This is a genomic window from Phenylobacterium sp. (assembly GCF_030697925.1).
Taxonomy (GTDB): domain Bacteria; phylum Pseudomonadota; class Alphaproteobacteria; order Caulobacterales; family Caulobacteraceae; genus Phenylobacterium.
In genome coordinates this window covers 1-17,915 of record NZ_JAUYOJ010000236.1, presented here as the reverse complement: position 1 = coordinate 17,915, position 17,915 = coordinate 1, and the positions used below count along the sequence as shown (strand labels likewise).

Genomic DNA, 17,915 nt, shown 5'->3' with positions numbered 1-17,915 from the left:
CCGCCCGACCGGCCCGGCGCTGCTTGACCTCCTCACCGACGCGCGCGACCTCTCCAACCGCGAGGCCGCAACACTCGAACTCGCCGCGATCCACAGTCGCGGCTCCGACGTGGTGGACGGGGTCTGCTCCGCCTTCGCCGCCCTCGCGCAGGGCAAGGGGCTGTCCTTATCGATCGAGGTGGAACAGGCCCGCGGGGGCTATCGCGGCGACCCGATGCGGCTGCGGCAGGTCCTCTACAACCTGCTGGCCAACGCCCTGAAGTTCACCGACGACGGCGGGATCGCGGTCGGCCCTTAGCTCGCCGACCGCGCGCTTCGTCTAGAGCTGACCGACACCGGCATCGGCATCGCGGGGGACAAGCTCGGCGCGCTCTTCGACGCGTTCGCCCAGGTCGACGCCTCGACCACGCGTCGCTACGGCGGCTCCGGTCTGGGGCTCTCCATCTGTCGCCAGCTGGTGGAGCTGATGGGCGGCCGCATGGAGGTTGCCAGCCAGGTCGGTCAGGGATCCAGGTTCGCCGCCATCGTGCCGCTGCCGCGCGTCTGCGACGAGGTCCCCGCGTCCCCCATCACGCCGGCGGCTGCGCCAGAGGCCTTCAAACCGATGAGAGTTCTAGCCGCGGAAGACAACAAGGTGAACCGCATCGTCCTGATCACGCTCCTGGCGCAGGTCGGGATAGAGCCGTTCGTCGTAGAGAACGGCGCCCTGGCGGTCGACGCCTGGGCGCGCGAGCCCTGGGACATCATCCTGATGGACGTCCATATGCCGGAGCTGGACGGGGTGACGGCCACCCAGCGCATCCGCGCCCACGAGGCAGCCGAAGGGCGGCCACGCACGCCCATCGTGGCGCTGACCGCCAATGTCATGGCCCACCAGGTGGCGGAATATCTGCAGGCGGGCATGGACGATCACGTGCCCAAACCCATCGAGGCCGCCCGTCTGTTCGCCGTCATGGAACAGGTGCTGGCGGCCAGCCCCGAGGACCATCGGGACCAGCGAACGGCCTAGCGTGCGAGGCGACCCTAGCCTTGGAAGGTTCACCGTCGCCTACGGCCAGCGCCCCGGGCGCGCTGCGAACGCCGCGCTCAGCCTCCTCGCTGACGTCGCGGCGGGCCGCCACGGCCTCGATAGGAGTTCGAGCACCGTGTTTGCCTGCGCAGGAACCGGCCTGCTCGCTAAAGTCTAGGGTGCGCCGCTCGCTCCGCACGGAGCCGCGGCCAGTCCGAGCGGGCCCGTGCGGTCGGCCGCGAACCAACCGCGGACGTAGGTCTTGAGCCCCTTGCCATCGACGTCGAGCTCGAAAAGCTCGTGGTATTCGTCGGGTCCGAGGACCTCGTACGTGTAACGCGCCTTCCAGCCGGGCGGCACATTCTCGAGCGCTTCCGAAACCAGCACGAAGCGCCGCGGCGTGCTCGCGCGAAGGTCCTGCACGTAGGTCGAGACAAAGCCCAGGCTGTCGAACTGCCGCAGGACGAGGCGCTTGCGAGCCATGTCATAGCTCCAGAAATCGACGCTCGTGTGCACCTCTCCGGCCTTGTTGGCCTCCTGCTTGGGATAGACGGAGCGCCCCTCGACCATGAGGAACCGCCCGCCCTGGACGCGGCGCGCACATCGCACGGCGGCCGACACGCCGGGCTGGCCTTCGCCGACGCCCGTCCAGCCGCCGATCAGCCACTCCACGGCCGACAGCGGCTCGGCAGGGCGTTCCTGAGCCAGACTCGGCGGCGCCAGCATCATCAGCACGAGCATCGCCAGCGCGTGAGGGTTCGTTCGCATTGCGCCTCCTAGACCCTGCAGACCTAGGCAATCCTGACCCGTCCGTCTTGCAAGATGCGGACATCCCGTCAGGGCGATCTCTCGTAGTGGACCAGCGGCTCCCGCCGAAGCTGGGCCGGGGTCATCCCCATGTAACGGCGGAAGGCGCTGGTGAACGCGGATTGGTCGGTGAATCCCAAGACCCCGGCGATCTCGGCCAGCGGCGCCTTGCGCGGGCCGAGCAGCAGATCGCAGCTGCGCAGGATCCGGCCCGACATCACGATCTGCTTCGGAGACAGACCTGCATGACGTTCGCAGTGGCGGCGCAGCGTGCGGCTGGTGAAGCCCAGCTCGTCCGCCAGGGCCGAGACCGGCTGATCGGTCCAGCGCCACAGCAGCGCCCGCTGCAGCCACATCTGGCGCGCGTGATCCGCGTCCCACCCCTGCAACCGGCCGAGCAACCAGGCCTCCAGAGTGGAGCAGGCCTGATCGAACGACCCCGCCGAGATTTCGTCGAGCAAGTCGTCGGCCGCTGGTCCGATCAGATCGGCGAGCGGCACAGGCTCGTCCCAGCACGCGCTGATCCCGACGCCGAGCACCACCGCCGCGAGCACCGGGGGGAGCCGGAAGGCGATCATGCGGTTGGCGCCGCGCGGCGCCAGGCGAAGCGCGCCATGGCGCAGGCCGAAAACCATCGCGGGTGGGCTCGCGCGTTCCTGGCCGGCCGTCGACAGCGCGCACGGCGCGCCGGTCTGGAACACGAACTCAAGGTGCGCATCCGGCGCGATCAGGCCCGGCAGCTGGTTCACGCCGTCCCCGTAGGCCTGGCCCCACGCTGGCCGGACCAGGGCCCGCAGGGCGGGCGCCCGGAACTCGTATTGCATGAAGGCGACGCTCATGGCCGGGACGCGCCCCGCGTGTGGAGGGCGGAAGGATGTCTGAGACGACGTCGCCCCGCTAGGGGGCTGGTGAGCTGAGATACGCGTCACCGCAGACGGGTCGCGGGCGGGCTTGGGTTCGGAAGTCCACCGACACCCGGCGATGACCGTCTGTTTTCAATTTTGAGGCGGATCGTCGCGCAACCGCTTCGTATGCGACAACTTAGAGTTTCCGATACCCCAGCCCGGTAGCGTTTGGTCGATGGCGACCGTCCTCTTCCAGGCCGTGGTCATGGGGTCCCCGATGCTGGTGACGCTCGTCGGCGTCTGGGCGTGGGTCCGCTTGGCGGACGCCCGTCGCCGCCGCTGAGTCCAGAGGCGGAACCCTAATTTGCACACGCTCTGAAGCAAGGTCGGAGAGAGTTCGGCCGCCTTGCCGCAACGGTCTGCTCAGCCGTGTGATCTGTTCGAAGGCCGCAAACAACTGCGGACGGGCCCAATGGGCGGCGCGCCAGTCGGGGAGCGTCGGCGCGTCCGCCGTCAAGCGCGCGAAGCCGCCCTTTCCCCGGAAGATTGAACCTCGCCCGCAGGCAGCGCCGGGATCGGGATCCGGAGGCCGCCAAAGGGTTCAGCCCGCATTCCGCTTATTGCAGGTCCGCAAACCAAGGGAATGCCCAGCGCGGCGCAGGCCTCGAGCTCCTTGGCGGTGCGGACGTTGGCGACCGACACCCGGATCTGCTTGCGGTTATAGTGGCGCCGGTGGCTCGCGAACTGCCGCAGGATGGACATCCGCACACGCGGCTCCCGCGCCGGCAGCGCGAGGGAAACGCCCATCACGGCGCGGGTCGCCAGCTTTTCGATCTCGAAATCGGGATCTTCGATTCGCAAGGTCATGGTCGAAAAGTACTTTCCGAGCGTCGCGTTCAACTGCTTCAGGGCGCCGAACCCAGGATCCCTCGGCACATCGTATACGGCGGCCGTCAGTTGCGGCTTACGATCTTCGGGCAGCGCCGATAGCAGGCCTTCATAGTTCGCGAGCACGCTTGGCCGCACGACCCGGTCGTAGGAGATCGGAACGTACAGCGCGCCCGTGACCCGCGGATCGGCCAGCAACCGCCCTGCCGCGGCCATGCAGTCGCCGTCAAATCTCTCGCGGTCCGGCGGCACGCGGTCGGGGCCTTCGGCAATGGTCGAGTAGGCGCGGCCATGGCTGAGAGCGATCACGTCGCCGATGAACACCCCTTGTGGGATGAAGTAGACACCGTGCAGCCGTTCGGGCGTGGGGCCGTCTCCTACGACGGCCTGGCGGGGCGGCCCATTCGGGCCGCTGCGAACGTTCGCGTCCCTCTCGGTTTCGGAGGCCGCATCGCTGCCAAGGATCTGGCTCAAGCGCCCCCCCGCAGGCAACAGAGCCGGCTCATTCAATGCCCGCACGGCGACGGCGTTTTCGAGCGCCGCGAAAGCGCTGACCGCGTCGACCGGCCCCTCGAACAGCAGCAAGGTGACCTCGCCCGACGCCGCCGTCCCGAACAGCTTGGTCTGAAGCTCGTCGGACATGCGGCTGAGCTCCTGCACGTCCATTTCGTCGGCGCGCGGATCGGTCAGCAGGAACGAATAGTTCGTCAGCGGTGAGAACAGACGCGGCCAGCACCAGCGGCTATCGAGATAGGCCGAGGCGAACTTGAGCACGACCGCCCCGAGCACGGCCGGCGAAAGGCCGGTGTGTTGAGGTTCGACAACGACTCTCAGACAGGCCAGCGCCGTCACGGACAGTCCTCCTACTCAGAAACCAGAACTATTCGCGGCAAATGGGGTCTCCCATCACCGCCCCATTGCGCTTCAAGCCACGCGACAGGCCTGATCGGCGCCGACTTCGACCGTGGAGGTGAGCACCGCTTCGATCGCCTGAAACAATCCCGCCACGCTCAGGGGCTTGGGGAGGTGCAAGTCCGCGCCAGCCTCCCGGCTGGCCCGGACGTGCTCCGGCAGGATGTTGGCGGTCACCGAAATTATGGGCGTGCGCCGGGCGCCGGTTCGCCGCTCGCGCTCGCGGATCAGGCGCGTCGCGGTCAGGCCATCCATCACCGGCATCTGCATGTCCATCAGAACCAGGTCGAAGTCCTGCCGCTCGAGCGTCTCCACGGCCTCTTGGCCGTTGTCGACACAGGTGAGGTCCACATCGGCGGGCGCGAGCATCAGCTGGACCACACGCTGGTTGATCGGGTGGTCCTCGGCGAGCAGCACCCGAAGCGAAGTCGCCCCCGATCCTTCCGCAGTACATCCCTCATCGTCGCGCCTGTCTGGCGTGCGTTCGCCCTCGCAAAGGTCCAACGGCAACTCGAGCGTGAAGAGTGAGCCCTCGCCAGGACGCGACGTTGCGTCGAGGACGCCGCCCATCAGCTGCGCCAGCGCCGATGAGAGCGGCAACCCCAGGCCGGAGCCCTGATGGGCGCGCGACAGGGAGCCGTCGGCCTGCTCGAAGCGCCGGAACAGCCTGTCCTTCTGGCTTTCGTCGAAACCCGGGCCGGTATCGCGGACCTCAAAACGCATCCGGGCGACGCCCCCCTCTCGGTGTCCCGACACCGAAAGGCGCACGTGGCCCGCCTTCGTGAACCTCACGGCGTTGGAGAGGATGTGGTCGAGGATCTGGGTCAACCGCACGGGATCGCCCCCGACGATCCAGGACGGCGCCTGAATGTTCAACTCAAACGCCAGGCCCTTCGCAGCCGCAGCTCGCGCGGCCCGGTCGCCGGCGGCGGCCGCGAGCGCGGTCACGTCGAACGCTCGCGCCTCGAGCTCGAGGCGCCCCGCATCGAGACGTGCGAGATCCAGGACGTCGTTCAGAAGCCGCTGCAGCGCGCCCCCCGAGCGCTGCACGAGGCCCACCATCTCCCGCTGTTCGGCGTCCAGCGTCGTCCGAGCCAGCAGATCGGCGACCGCCAGCACGCCGTTCAGCGGCGTGCGGATCTCGTGGCTCATGTTGGCCAGGAACTCGCTCTTGAGCCGGCTGGCGTCTTTCGAAACCTCGAGAGCCGATCGTAACGCATCGGCCGCCGCCACCTGGCTTGTGATATCTTCACAGACCACAATCACCCGCTGGGGCCCCTCGTTGGCCGGTGTGGCCACCTTCATCGACCGGTAGAAATGGCGCTCGCCAGAATCGAGGGTGATGGTCTCCTCCTCGACGTGCGTGCGCCCCGTCGTGATCGCTTCGACATCGCTTCGGCGCCAGCGCTCGACGAACTCCGCCGGAAAGCACTCGAACTCCGTCTTGCCGACCATCTCCGCCCGCGGCCGTCCAACCAGATCCTCGGCCGCGCGGTTGATCAGCAGCAGACGCCCGTCGGCAGCGTCCTTGACCATCAGCGCGACCGGCACGGACTCGACGATCGAGTCCAGGCAGGCTCGAAGGTCGAGTTCGGCTGTCACGTCGCGAGACGTCGCCAGCAACCTGACGGGCGCCGCGCAGCCCTTGTCGTAGACCGGGCTGACGACGGTGTCCCACCATCGCGGGAATCCGGTGGCGGTTGGGCAATAGGCGCGGAAGCGGTGAGTCTCCCCGCCGCGAGCCGCTTCCACCGCCGCCTCGACGGCGGCGCGCGCGGCTTGCGGCCAGAGGTCGGGCCAGTAGCCGCCACGGTTGGCGGCGAAGTCCTCGATCTCGAAGAGACGCTGGCCGCGCTCGTTCATGAACTCGACGCGACCGCACAGATCCAGAATGCGGACGCAATCTGGACTGCTTTCAACAACGCATGAGAAATAGGAGGCGTCATTCTCAATAATTGCTTGATCCAACGTCGTCCTCGCCGAGTTCATTTTCCCTCCATTTCGCCAAATTGGCGACGACTCGGCGCGCACATATATGCCCACGCGACGTCTAAGCTTTTGCGGTTAACAAGATTGCAATCTCAGGTACCCGCGACGATTCGGCACACGCGGTCTTGGACCTCGATATCTCTCTCCGCGCCGCGTACGCGGCGTTCCTGGATCTTGTCCGCCTGCCTTGCCGGCGGCGAGCGGCGGGCAACCCTTTCAGGCGGCTGCGGACATCAGCACGTGGCCCTGCGTCGCCGGCCCGTCCTCTCGCCGACGCCTCCATCTCACCCGATCTCATCCTCTGGACGTGGGCCTCATGGGCGAGATGGATGGCATTGAAGCCGCACGCCTCGCGCGACGGGGTCGGCGTCAGGATCGTGTTCGTGACGGCGTATGGCGGGGCGCGATCAAGGACCGCATCCGCTCCATCCATCCTGACGCCCGTTGGCGCCGAAGCCGGTGGGCCCCTCTGCGCTCCGGCGGGCGATCGAGCATACCGAGCTGTCCTGATAGGATCACGCCGGTTCTGCGAGGCTAGGCTCCGATCGCCCCACGCTGGCCTCATGCGAGCGCTTCGGTGGCTGCGGAGACTCCCCAGGCGGCCATCCCGCACGACAGCGTCTAAGACTACGGTCTCAAGATGAAGCCGCAGCGACTTGTCGCCAACGGCTCTGCCAACGCTTGCCTCGATCACTCGGCTCACAGGCGAATTGCCCTCACGCCAGGCGCGAAGGTCATTGTCGCGCGCCGAGACAGCCCCTAGAGCCGCGGCGCTCCAACCGTCGGGAACCCGACATTCGGGCAGGCGTTGCGGTGTGGAGTGCTCGAGTGATCGGGGCGGGGTACGGGCAAATGGGGCGCGTCCTGATTGTCGATGACGATCCGGCGATCTGCGACGTGCTTAGCGACATCCTTGGCGCCGAAGGGTTCGAAGCGGCCTGCGCCCAAACCGACCGCGCGGCCTATGCACTCATCCCGACGCTTCCGACCTTTCGGGCGCTCATCGTGGACATCAATCTGCGACACGGCACGACGGGCTTCGACGTCGCCCGTTTCGCCCGTCAAGTGATCCCCGACCTCCTCGTCATCTACATGAGCGGCGAAACCCTGGGTTCGTCTCTCGACGCTTTCGGCGTGCCGGCGAGTGAATTCCTTCGGAAGCCCTTTGTGGCTGACGACCTCCTGAAGACGATTGCCGCGCAGAAACCTCGGGGCGATGACCCGGCCGATGGCGGGTGACGCGCGAGCCGCGCGGTCCGCGTGCGTTCCGACCGCCCAGTGGCTCTCGGCGCCAACCGGTGCTCAGTGGCGGAGCAGCGCCTTCGGCGCCCCGAAACGACGCTCCAGATCCGCTCTCAGGGCCTCAAGCTGGCGATCCAGGACCAGGAGGGTCGCGGCGTCGGCGTCGGCGGCGCGGGCGAGTATTTCCAGGCAGCGATCAACAATCGCACGAGCTTCCGGCTGGCGCCGGACGCGCAGGCGAAGGTCCAGGAAATAGGCTACGGCTTCATCCATGCCCAACCTCCGATGCGGCCGGGCTTCGGCGCGCACCATCCTGCGCACTACCACCAAAGTCATTGAAATCGGGCTACCGCGGCCCAAGTGGTGGCGACGCGCTCCCGGCCGATCGCATGACACGCGTCGCGAGGTGGTCGGAGGAACGCCGGCGGCTCGACGCATTGACCATCCGGTCGCGTCGTTCCAATCAGGCCGGCGTCCGCGCCTGCGCCAGAATCTGGGCCAGCAGGTCCATACCGGCTTCCCAGCCCCTGCCGACGCCCTCCAACGCGCTGGCGAAGGCGGCGACCTCCGCGTCGGTGGCCTCGTGCGGAACCCAGGTCAGGCGCAGCCGGGTCCGATCGCCGGCCGCCTCGAATGTCACCGTGGTCAGCAGCACGCGCGGCCAGTCGGCCATCATTGGCGACGGGATGATGTTCCAATCCGCGTCGGCGTTGGCGTGCAGCCAGACCAGCCGCGCCGGCGCCGACACCTCGACATACTCGATCCGCTGGCGATGGGAGGTCTCACCCCATCGCATCTCCAGGCGCCAGAGCCCGCCGGGCTTCAGGTCCAGGCCGTGGACGACGGTCTCGGCCCCCGGACCGTACCAGCGCGCCAGCAGCTGCGGATCGGTCCAGGCCCGCCACAGCGCCTCCCGCGATGCGTCGAAATCCCGCTCCAGCACATAGGTCGGCAAGTCGCTCATCCGCGTCCCTTTCATCCGCCCGGGCCGCCGTCGGCAGACGCGGCCCTTGCGCTGTTTACAACGGAACGAGGAGTGTGTACTACAAAAATTGTAGGACCAAGGAGGGCAGCATGCGGATATCAGGCGGATGCCTTTGCGGCGAGGTGCGTTTCGAGTGCGAGGCGGATCCGCAGTTCCAAATCAGGTGCTACTGCGCCGATTGCCGGAAGCTCGGCGGGGCGGGCCATGCCGGCTGGATGGGGCCGGTGGCCGCCGACGCGCTTTCGACCAGCCGAGAGCCGCAGTGGTTCGTGTCCCGGGCGGACAGCGGGAACGAGGTGGCCCGCGCCTTCTGCCCGACGTGCGGCGTCGGCGTCTTCGGCCGCAACGGGATGATGCCGGGAATGGTCTTCCTGCGGCCATCGGCGTTGGACGATCCCGAGGCCTTCGCGCCGCAGATGTCGGTCTATGCGTCCCGGGCGCCGAGCTGGGACGCGCCGCCGGACCATCTGCCCGCCTTCCCCCAGATGCCGCCGATGAGCTGAGGAGGCGCGCGGATGACCATTCAGCAAGCCGCCGCAGGCGGCGTCGCGGGTCGGGGCTTCTGGCTGGGTCTCGCCGCCTATGTCCTGCCGAGCTTCCCCATCGCCTACGTCTGGCACCTCGTCGCCTTCGCGCCGGCCTACGACGCCCTGGAGATCTATCGGCCGCAGGTCATCGTGCCGTTCGGTCTCATCTCCATGCTGATCCAGGGCGCGGTCTTCTCGTTCCTCTACCCGCGCGTGTTCCCGCAGCAGGCGGGGTCATGGCTTCGGCGGGGCCTCGCCTATGGCGCATGGCTGGCGGTCCTTTCGTGGTCCTTCACGACCCTCGCCGTAGCGGCCAAGCACCCGATGACGTCCGTGGGCGACTTCGTCGCCCTGGAGTCCAGCTTCACCGTGCTGCAGTTCGTGGTCGTCGGGCCATTGATCGCGCTCGCCCACCGGCGTTGACGCGCCGCCGCCACCTCTGCCAAGGGCCGGTCTCATGAGCGGTCCTCGTTACGCCCAGTTCTGCGCGCTGGCCCGCGCCGCCGAGATCGTCGGCGAGCGGTGGACGCTGCTGATCGTGCGCGAGCTCCTGCTCGGCCCCAAGCGCTTCAGCGACCTGGCCGAGCGCCTGGACGGGATCAGCCCGACGATCCTGACCGCGCGGCTCGCCAACCTCGCCGAGCATGGGATCGTCCGTCGCGCGAGTCTGCCGTTCAACGTCCAGGCCTATGAACTGACCGAGCTCGGGCGGGAGCTGCAGCCGGCGATCCGCGAGCTGGTCCGCTGGGGCGGGCGCTTCCTGTTCCCAATGCGCCCGGACGACCACTTCGAGCCCGAGTGGGTGCTGCTGGGCCTGGAGGCCATCCTGCGGACGACGCCCACACCGCCGCGCCGCATCGGCCTTCGGATCGGTCACAAGGGCGCGTCGGGCCGCTTCCTTCTCGAAGGCGGGGCGGAAGGAGCCCGGCTCGCCCGCAGCGACGAAGCCGCGGAGGCGGAGTTGGACACCACCTTCGATGTCCTGCTGCGGGTGCTCTCCACCGAGCTTGGACTGGACGCGGCGGTCGAGGAAGGCCGCGCGACCGTGACCGGATCGACGGCGGTCGCGCGCCGGCTGCCGGACTTCTTCGACCTGAGCGAGCGGCGCCAGCTTTCCTCTGATGCATCCGGCCCCGCCGCCCGCCGAAGCGGCTGACGCGGTGGCCGTCCAATACCGGAGGGGTGATCGCCTGGGTGGGCCTGGTCGGCTCCAAGAGGTGGCGACGGTGGCTGCCGGCCTCTGGCGCTCGAGGTGCAGAGCCTTCTGGCGGGCCGTGAAGCGTGCGGCGGCGGTATGCTTGAACCGCGGCAGCGATCCGCTACGGCAGGTCGCTCGTTATGCGTTCCCCGACGGACCTCCGTCGGATATGCCCGCGAGGCGACCATGCCGGCCCTCACGCCCAACATGCTGCACTTCACGATCGCCTGGCGGAGGACGAGCTGGGTCGTGCCGAGCGACGCCTATCAGATTGGGGGGGCACGCACCTTCGACGAGGCGCTCGCGCAGGTACGGCGCGCCGCCAACGCACGCGAGGCGAAGGGCAAGGCGTGCGAACTTCTGGTGCGCGACGAACAGGGACAATGGAAGGAATGGGCCTGGCCGCCGCGCATTCCACGCGGAAATCTGCCTGGCCCCAGGATGAACGCGCCGGCAAGGCGCCTCCGGTGAGAAGCCCACCCAGTTCAACATGCGCTAACAAAAGCTGCGGTAGTACTGCGTCCGGGAGCGAACATGACCGGGCGAGCGCAGTCTTTTCGTATCGAGCACTATGGCGCCATGTCCGGAAGTACAGCCCTCAGGCGCGCGCCCGAGCTTAACGCTATCAACAGCGAGACTGCGCGATGACGGCGATCGCGTGCCTGCGCGTGGTGCTTGAAACGGGCGCCACAGGTCTGCGGGAGGCGGTGGTCGGCCCGCTGGTCGAGAAACTCGCTGGCGCCTATCTCGAGACGCGGTGGTGCTGGCCGCGCGAGTTCAGCCCCCTCAGCCACTACTCCTTCCTGCTGACGGACCCGCGCGCCGACCAACTCGACCTGCGCGAGCTCGCTCGGCTTTCCGACGATCTCCAAACGAGGCTGTTCGGGCAAAGCGCGACCGGCGAGGTCACGCTCCTGGTGTTCGAAGGCCCCGAGGCGGCGGCGCGGGGCTTCGCGGCGCTCGACAAGGAGGCTCTTGCGGCTGCGCTGAGGAACGAGGCGCTACTGCCCGCCGGCGGCCGGCTGAGCCGGATATCCGCGAAAGCGCCTGTCATGGAGGCCGCGGAGAGTGCGGCCAGCGACCCGCCGACGCACGCGCCTGAGCCGTCGCTCGAGGTTCGCTTTCACGGCGTCTACTTCAGCCTGAAGGACGTGTTCATCGGCGACGTCGTGTCGGCGCACGCTGAAAACCGTGGGCGGCGGGCGTCGATCGTAGAAGGCTTCGAGCAGTTGCCGAGCGATCCCGCGGCCTTCGACGAGACCTGCGTCGAGGCGGCGCTCGAATGTCTCGCCAAGGCTCCGATCAAGGCAATCCTCTACGTGCCCGTCGCCTACGACAACCTCGTCCGTCCTTCCCTGCGCGCGGCGTGCGTCAAGCGCCTCTCCGCCTTGCCTGCGGACAGCAGGAACCACCTCGGCGCTGTGATCTATGGCGTGCCCCGTGATCCCGGCTTCGGCGCCATGACCCAGATCCGCGACACGCTGGGCCGGCACTTCCAGACCATCGATCTTCGTGTCGACGATCCCGCGTTCGAGGTGGAGAAGCTCGGCGTGCATGCCGTGGCGGGCGTGAGCTTCGCGCTGCCGACGACCGATCGTCGCGGCCGCATGGCGGCGCTTCGACAGTTCGCGAGCCACCGCAGCCACTACAAGCAGCGACGCATCTGGGCCTCGGTGACGAACGTGCGCGACGGCGAGGAACTGGCGGCCTGCGCCGCCCTCGGCGTGCCGTTCATGAGCGGGCCGGCCGTATGCAGGCCGCAGCTCCTTCCCCTCGGCGGACGCCTGATCCAACGAGGCGATCTGCCCATCAGGGAAGCTGCCTGACCGACGAACGTCCTTCGCAGCCGCCATAGCCGGCTCGTGATCGACGGCTTGCAGAGTGAAGGGACGGGTACGAGTTCCTGGCGATCGATTCACCGCGCTGAAACGGGTCGCGAGCTCCCGGCAGCGGCCTATGATGGCGCCATGATGTACACGATCAATCTGCTCGGGCGCGGAGTAAACGTGGTGATCAGCAGCAGCACGCTCCAGGGCCAGCGGCCGCACATCATCGAGCGGGCCAAGACAATGTTCCGGATGCGGGCTGACGACGAGGTTCGCGCGGTGTGCGTGTTGGCGGAGGACGGCAGCGTCGTCTTTCGCTGGAGCGGAATTGAATAACGAAGCAGCACCGGAGATGGACCCGGTCGGCCCATCGGGACGCAGCTTAGCCATCGCGCCACGTCCCGAGGCGCGGCGTCCGATCAACTCTCCAGCGCTGTCGCCGGGGCGGCGAGCACGTAAGCAACGCCGGAGCGATCGAAGTTCAGGCTAGCCTCTGCGTCGAGCTGGCGCGGAAGGCCGGCGGTGGGGAGCCGCCGACGGAAACAGCTCCTGGTCGGAGGCGGAACGACGGGGCCGCCACGCTCGCGCCATTCCAGAATGAACCTGCCGCCTTGGAGGCTCCAGGCCAGCTCCACCGCGCCCTCGGGAACCGCGAGAGCGCCATACTTCGTCGTGGTCGATTAGCGGCGGCTTCGATTTATTCTGCAACGAAGCCTACGCCATCGACCAGGCGGTGGGCGGCTGCGCGGTAGCTATTTGGTTGCAGTGTCGCAGGCCAGCCTCTCCCGGCGGGCTCGGCGCCTTCGGGCAGACTTGAAATCATTATAGAAATTGGCGCACCCGACACGATTCGAACGTGTGACCTTTGCCTTCGGAGCGGGTCCGAGCCGTTTTCTGGGCTTCGACCGAGCACGACACGCTTCGATTAGCTTATAGATTTCATAAACTTACCTACGCCCGAGTTCGCTGGGCTGGGTTGCGGTTCTCTTCCTGCTGGTCGCATTGTGGTCGCAGATTCAGCCGCCCGCAGCCGCATGCCGAAGCTCACCAAACGCCTTGTGGACGCACTGCCTCCCGCCACCAAGCCGAGCGGCGCGGTGTGCTGGGACACCGAGATCCGTGGTTTCGGCGTGCGGGTCTTCCCGACCGGCCGCAAGCGGTTCGGGCTCAAGTACCGCACGCGCGGCGGTCGCCAGCGCCTGCTCGGCCTGGGCGCCTTCGGACCCCTCACCGTTGAACGCGCCCCCGAGCTCGCCCGCCTGGAGCTGGCCGCCGTGATCGAGGGCGACGACCCGGCCGCCATCCGCCAGGAGGCGCGCGACGCCGTCACCGTTGGCGAACTCTGCGACCTCTATATCGAGGCGGCCGAGCAGGGCCTGATCGCCGGCCGCGGCGCAACCCATTCTGCTAGTCCGAGGCGTACGGGCTGGCCGCCGTTTTCGAACGCGCGGGCGGCGCGGGCGGAGCCATCAACATCATTCAGTATCCAGCGAGCATCGACCAGGAATCGCTCGCCAGCCTTGGTCAAGGACGTTGCGCGTCGGGTGCGGTCGAAGAGGCGCACTCTAAGATCCATCTCAAGATCCCGGATCTGGCGACTTAGCGGCGATTGCTCAATACCAAGCCGAGCAGCAGCGCGGGCGAAATGGAGTTCCTCTGCGACGGCTAGGAAGTAGCGAAGATGGCGGAGTTCCACGGCTCGTCGACCAAAGCTGCCTTGCGGGATATCAGCGACGACTCGGCGTTTGCCGAAGGCGCAGGTCCGAGGGGCGGGAACTTGGGATGTTGAACATTTGCTCCGCACTTCCACAGGGCGTCGTAGGAACTGCGTCAGGCCATCAGGAGGGTCTCGAGTTTCGGATTTTCGGCTTCAGCCACTCTGTGCCGGCGATCAAGTTGCGCGGGTCCATTTCGTCGTTGAAGCCCGCGATGAGGCCCGCGACGGTCTGCGACCTCAGAGCGTCGCGCCAAGCTCGTTCGGCCTGCAGCATGCGTCGATGGACGAGGCACGGGGCCTTGTATGCGCAAGGATCCTTCACGGTCGCGGGACCACGTTGGCGGATCTCGGTGCATTGAAATGCCGGCCCTGGACCATCAACGGCCTCGACCACGTCAAGGAAAGTGGTCTCTGCTGCCGGCCTCGCCAGCCGATAGCCCCCTTTTTTGCCGGTCGTCGACACCACTACGCCGGCGGCGGAAAGCGCCTTCAGGTGTTTGAGCAGATAGCTCTCCGAAACCCCATGGAACTCCGCCAACGCCTTCGCGGGGATCACGGCGCTCTCTGGCAGCGCGCCAAGCACCATCACGCAATGAAGCGCATGCTCTACTCCCTCTCCCAGCCGCCTCATCCAAGCTCTCCGCGGGGCTATTGACTCAACCCGGATAATATATATCCATAAAATGGACGTCGCAAGCCGGTGAGAGCGGGATGGCGCCGCGCCGCTGGGACCTCTCCGCAGTACGGCCCGCTTGGAGAAATCGGCTCGCCTATCAAATCGCGCCGGCATCCCTCTTTGGGCGCTGGCCGATAGGAGCCTTTTCAACTGGTTCGAAGATCGCGTGCATGAAATGTCGACTCGTTGCATGATAGATGTCATTTCATCGGTGCGCGATCTGCAGTTTTTTGCGGCTCTGGCGGGCGGTTTTCTTCAGCACGCCTCGGAAAGGGTGCGGGTTCAGGCGGGGCAGCGGCGAGGAAAAATGTCTGCTCGTCGTGAGGATCAGGTCCGGCGGCTCACCGGGTCCCACATCGTTCGCCGCAAAGACTCCGAACCCCTGGTGGCGTTGACCGCCTGCATTGCGCCAATCGTGGAGGCCTTGGACGAACCCCGCGATCCACCGCTCCTCGGCGATTCCGCCAGAACCGTGGCCCATGACTCCCTGTCGGCCGTGCCGGCGGCTGTGGAGGTGGCGACCCTGAGCACCATCGAATCTGAGGATCGGGTGCGACCAGGGGTGCTCACCGCCGCCGGAGATCGGGCCTTCGTCTCCGGAGCCGGCATTGGCGACCTGGCAGGCAACATTGCCGCCTCTAATGTGCCAGCAGGAACAATATGATGACAGGATCCATGGCGGCCGTGCAGGCGCTTGAGAACGGGCGCCTAGAATTTGTCGAGCGTCCAATCCCCGCCCCCGCCCGCGGGGAAGTGCTGATCAGGGTTCACTGCTCGCCAGTCAATCCCGCCGATCGCATGCAGATCGCTGGCGCCTATGTTCGACGCCGTGATCCGCCGTTCACGCCGGGGTTAGTCGGCGTTGGGACCGTCGTGGAGGCACGCAGGGCGGGCCTCGCGGGACGGCTGGTAGCAGGAAGGCGCGTGGTCTTCGCGCCCGGCCCGGATCGCGAGGGCGTCTGGGCGCAGTTCGCCATCGCGCCCGTCTCGTATTGTCTGCCTCTAGCCAACGATTTGTCCGACACAGACGGCGTCAATCTGCTCGCAAACGCCACGACCATCTTCGGTCTGCTGGATCGGGCGAATTCCGCAAAAGCGAAGGCTGTGGTGCTCACGGGCGCTGGCGGCGAAATCGGGAAGCTATTGAACCGTGCCGCACGCCAGCGGGGCGTCACTATGATCAATGTGGTCCGTCGCGAGGAGCAAGCTGAAGCTTTGCGACGGAACGGGTGCGAACATATCGTCGTCAGCGACATCGACGATTTCCAGGTGCGGCTCGGTACGTTGGCGCGCGGGCTGGGCGCAACCCTCGCCTTCGACGCCATCGCTGGCGAAATGACACGAAGGCTTTTGGCAGCGCTGCCCGACGGGTCGGAGGTCGTTGTCTTTGGGCGGTTGTCAGGGGATGACGTGGGCTTCGACGGGTTCGAAACCTTGGTCGGCCGGCGCCAGAAGCTGTCCGGATTTGACGTGAATGTCTGGCTGGGAAGCCTATCCACCCTGGCCGTTCTCAGAGTCGCGAAGAAGGCCGCGGCGTTGTTGCGCAAAGGCGAGGGCACGCAGGTGCAACATCGCGTCGGCCTAGCCGATCTCGTCGCGCGCTATGATGAATTGCAGCGAGACCAGACCTCCGGAAAGACGATCCTGTTTCCCAACGGTGACCCCTGGCCGGACCGCATGTTGTCTAGCGTACGCCAGAAGGCATAGCCGCGACAGTCATCCCACCAACGCCGGAAGCCGCGAACGTCTCGACGAGATAGCGCAGCCCGGCCGCAGCAAGGCCCCGAGATCCGGGCAAGTGAGGACAATGTGTCAATTGCGGCTTGGCTGAATACAACCCTGTTCGCGGGCGATCGGCCTCGACGCGCCGAAGCAGAGGCTATGGCGTCGCGCCCCGATATCCACTTCATCGATACGCCGCACGCCCGGCTACGCGCGCGGGTCCAGGTCGTGCCCGGTGCGCCCGCAGTGATCCTGATGCCGGATGCCCCGAATACGATCGAGCATTACGACCCCTACTTTGCGCTCTGGGCGGGCGAACTGACCGTCGTGGCCGTCGAGATGCCGGGCTTCGGCTTTTCGTGGGCGAACCATCCCGAGGCGCTCACCTATCCCGGCGCGGTCGACGCGATCGCTCACGCACTGAGGGGGCTCGACCTCGGCGCCATGGTCGTGACCGGCCCCTGTACGCTGGCCTACGTGGCGATCGGCGTGGCCGCGGCGATGCCGAAGGAGACGCTTGGCGTAGTGGCCAGCCAGGCGACGGACATTCCAAGCGAACGCGAGTGGGTGCGCCGTGCGATCGATCCCGAGGGATGGCTGCGCGTGCCTCTCATCGGACAGATGGCCTGGTCCCAGCCCGAGCTGCGCGAGCGGCTCGCCATCGATGGCTGGTATCGCGCAGCGGCTGGCCCCAGCACCGATATAGCGTCATGGCGGGATACGGCCCGCTGGGCGCACAACTGCGGTTGCTGCAACGCGCTCGCCACCCAGATCCAGACCTGGTTCGGCGACGCCACGCCGGACGTGCCTAGGGTCGATTGCCCGGGGGTGATCCTGTTTGGCCAGGGCGATCGGACCCACCGGGGCTCGGATCCCAAGGGACTGCAGGTCTATCTGCCGAGGGCCGAGGTGCGTCTGTTGGCGCAGGCCGGCCACTTCCCCGATCTGGAGGATCAGTCCGCGTTCCAAAGCGCCGTGACGGATCTGCTCAAGGCGGCCAAATGAGCCCGGTGCGATGATCGGCGATTCCCTGGCCGGAACCGCCACGCTGTTCGGCGCTGGGCTCCTGGCCGGGGCCATGAACGCCGTCGCCGGCGGCGGCACCTTTGTCGCCCTGCCGGTCCTGACGCTGGTGGGCCTTCCTCCGACCGTGGCCAACGCCTCGACCACCGTGGCCCTCTTCCCCGGCACGCTCGCCAGCGCCTGGGCCTATCGGAAGGATGTCCGGCCTCTCGAGGGCGCGGCGGCGTGGCTCCTGGTGGCTTTTAGCCTGGCTGGCGGGCTGGGCGGTGCGCTGCTTCTGCTTTTCACGCCCCAACACGCCTTCACCACGATCATCCCGTGGCTGTTGCTGCTGGCGGCGATCGTCCTCGCCTCGGGCCAACACGCGGCCCTCACGCTTCGCAGGCTCGGCCTGCATTTCGGCAGTGTGTCGGTGTACGCCGCTCAGTTCATGCTTGGCGTCTATGGCGGCTATTTCGGCGGCGCCGTGGGGCTGATGATGCTGGCGGTCTGGAGTCTCGCCACGACCGCCGACCTGCGCGTCCTGACACCGCTCCGGACCTTGATGGT

21 protein-coding genes and 2 pseudogenes are annotated in these 17,915 nt (G+C 67.2%); 15 read left to right on the top strand and 8 right to left on the bottom strand.

Going from position 1 to position 17,915, the window contains the following annotated elements; genetic code table 11:
• The 3 genes and pseudogenes from Q8Q88_RS23210 to Q8Q88_RS23200 form a co-directional block, all read left to right on the top strand.
• Positions 1-298: sensor histidine kinase (locus tag Q8Q88_RS23210; protein ID WP_371129900.1), on the top strand; the 298-nt coding region annotated here is incomplete at its 5' end.
• Between the two features lie 21 nt (positions 299-319).
• Positions 320-526: pseudogene (locus Q8Q88_RS23205) on the top strand (ATP-binding protein); the annotation flags it as partial.
• 78 nt (positions 527-604) lie between these two features.
• Complete coding sequence (locus Q8Q88_RS23200) at positions 605-1,009, top strand: response regulator (RefSeq protein ID WP_305677549.1); 405 nt, start codon at positions 605-607, stop codon at positions 1,007-1,009.
• Between the two features lie 174 nt (positions 1,010-1,183).
• Here the strand turns inward: Q8Q88_RS23200 and Q8Q88_RS23195 are convergent, their stop codons facing one another.
• From Q8Q88_RS23195 to Q8Q88_RS23180, 4 genes are all read right to left on the bottom strand, one after another.
• Entirely contained in the window at positions 1,184-1,750 is a 567-nt protein-coding gene (locus Q8Q88_RS23195) for a hypothetical protein (protein ID WP_305677548.1), read from the bottom strand.
• Between the two features lie 95 nt (positions 1,751-1,845).
• Entirely contained in the window at positions 1,846-2,655 is an 810-nt protein-coding gene (locus Q8Q88_RS23190) for an AraC family transcriptional regulator (protein WP_305677547.1), read from the bottom strand.
• A gap of 519 nt (positions 2,656-3,174) precedes the next feature.
• Positions 3,175-4,401: a hypothetical protein gene (locus tag Q8Q88_RS23185; RefSeq protein WP_305677546.1), complete on the bottom strand. Its 1,227-nt coding sequence runs from the start codon at positions 4,399-4,401 to the stop codon at positions 3,175-3,177.
• 72 nt (positions 4,402-4,473) lie between these two features.
• Entirely contained in the window at positions 4,474-6,450 is a 1,977-nt protein-coding gene (locus tag Q8Q88_RS23180) for a PAS domain-containing sensor histidine kinase (protein ID WP_305677545.1), read from the bottom strand.
• Between the two features lie 852 nt (positions 6,451-7,302).
• Here Q8Q88_RS23180 and Q8Q88_RS23175 point away from each other — a divergent pair.
• Positions 7,303-7,689, top strand: coding sequence for a response regulator (locus Q8Q88_RS23175; protein ID WP_305677544.1), 387 nt, complete (start codon positions 7,303-7,305; stop codon positions 7,687-7,689).
• A gap of 63 nt (positions 7,690-7,752) precedes the next feature.
• Here Q8Q88_RS23175 and Q8Q88_RS23170 read toward each other — a convergent pair whose 3' ends face one another.
• Both Q8Q88_RS23170 and Q8Q88_RS23165 read right to left on the bottom strand, forming a co-directional pair.
• Positions 7,753-7,965 (bottom strand): hypothetical protein, encoded by a 213-nt coding sequence (locus tag Q8Q88_RS23170; protein ID WP_305677543.1) that lies wholly within the window; start codon positions 7,963-7,965, stop codon positions 7,753-7,755.
• Between the two features lie 190 nt (positions 7,966-8,155).
• Positions 8,156-8,656, bottom strand: coding sequence for an SRPBCC domain-containing protein (locus Q8Q88_RS23165; protein WP_305677542.1), 501 nt, complete (start codon positions 8,654-8,656; stop codon positions 8,156-8,158).
• Between the two features lie 110 nt (positions 8,657-8,766).
• Between Q8Q88_RS23165 and Q8Q88_RS23160 the strand changes: the two genes are divergently transcribed.
• The 7 genes and pseudogenes from Q8Q88_RS23160 to Q8Q88_RS23130 all read left to right on the top strand — a co-directional run.
• Positions 8,767-9,180, top strand: coding sequence for a GFA family protein (locus Q8Q88_RS23160; protein WP_305677541.1), 414 nt, complete (start codon positions 8,767-8,769; stop codon positions 9,178-9,180).
• Positions 9,181-9,192: 12 nt separating this feature from the next.
• Positions 9,193-9,627: a hypothetical protein gene (locus tag Q8Q88_RS23155; RefSeq protein ID WP_305677540.1), complete on the top strand. Its 435-nt coding sequence runs from the start codon at positions 9,193-9,195 to the stop codon at positions 9,625-9,627.
• Positions 9,628-9,661: 34 nt separating this feature from the next.
• A complete protein-coding gene (locus Q8Q88_RS23150) occupies positions 9,662-10,360 on the top strand; it encodes a helix-turn-helix domain-containing protein (RefSeq protein ID WP_305677539.1) in 699 nt (232 codons plus the stop codon).
• Between the two features lie 228 nt (positions 10,361-10,588).
• Positions 10,589-10,873: a hypothetical protein gene (locus Q8Q88_RS23145; RefSeq protein WP_305677538.1), complete on the top strand. Its 285-nt coding sequence runs from the start codon at positions 10,589-10,591 to the stop codon at positions 10,871-10,873.
• Positions 10,874-11,046: 173 nt separating this feature from the next.
• Positions 11,047-12,228, top strand: coding sequence for a hypothetical protein (locus Q8Q88_RS23140; protein WP_305677537.1), 1,182 nt, complete (start codon positions 11,047-11,049; stop codon positions 12,226-12,228).
• A gap of 141 nt (positions 12,229-12,369) precedes the next feature.
• Positions 12,370-12,564: a hypothetical protein gene (locus Q8Q88_RS23135; protein ID WP_305677536.1), complete on the top strand. Its 195-nt coding sequence runs from the start codon at positions 12,370-12,372 to the stop codon at positions 12,562-12,564.
• A gap of 698 nt (positions 12,565-13,262) precedes the next feature.
• Positions 13,263-13,532: pseudogene (locus Q8Q88_RS23130) on the top strand (Arm DNA-binding domain-containing protein); the annotation flags it as partial.
• 47 nt (positions 13,533-13,579) lie between these two features.
• Here Q8Q88_RS23130 and Q8Q88_RS24875 read toward each other — a convergent pair.
• Together Q8Q88_RS24875 and Q8Q88_RS23120 are read right to left on the bottom strand one after the other, a co-directional pair.
• Positions 13,580-13,924, bottom strand: coding sequence for a LysR family transcriptional regulator (locus tag Q8Q88_RS24875; protein ID WP_371129901.1), 345 nt, complete (start codon positions 13,922-13,924; stop codon positions 13,580-13,582).
• A gap of 142 nt (positions 13,925-14,066) precedes the next feature.
• A complete protein-coding gene (locus Q8Q88_RS23120; RefSeq protein WP_305677535.1) occupies positions 14,067-14,576 on the bottom strand; it encodes an Rrf2 family transcriptional regulator in 510 nt (169 codons plus the stop codon).
• Between the two features lie 121 nt (positions 14,577-14,697).
• On the opposite strand from Q8Q88_RS23120, the gene Q8Q88_RS23115 reads away from it, so the two are divergent.
• The 4 genes from Q8Q88_RS23115 to Q8Q88_RS23100 form a co-directional block, all read left to right on the top strand.
• Positions 14,698-15,285 carry a hypothetical protein gene (locus Q8Q88_RS23115; protein WP_305677534.1) on the top strand — a complete coding sequence of 196 codons (588 nt, stop codon included), beginning with the start codon at positions 14,698-14,700 and terminating at the stop codon, positions 15,283-15,285.
• A gap of 11 nt (positions 15,286-15,296) precedes the next feature.
• Positions 15,297-16,328 carry a zinc-binding dehydrogenase gene (locus Q8Q88_RS23110; RefSeq protein WP_305677533.1) on the top strand — a complete coding sequence of 344 codons (1,032 nt, stop codon included), beginning with the start codon at positions 15,297-15,299 and terminating at the stop codon, positions 16,326-16,328.
• A 174-nt stretch (positions 16,329-16,502) separates the two neighbouring features.
• Positions 16,503-17,348, top strand: a complete 846-nt coding sequence (locus tag Q8Q88_RS23105) for an alpha/beta fold hydrolase (RefSeq protein ID WP_305677532.1) — start codon at positions 16,503-16,505, stop codon at positions 17,346-17,348.
• A 10-nt stretch (positions 17,349-17,358) separates the two neighbouring features.
• Positions 17,359-17,915 (top strand): sulfite exporter TauE/SafE family protein (locus tag Q8Q88_RS23100; RefSeq protein WP_305677531.1); only part of this gene is annotated, 557 nt, incomplete at its 3' end.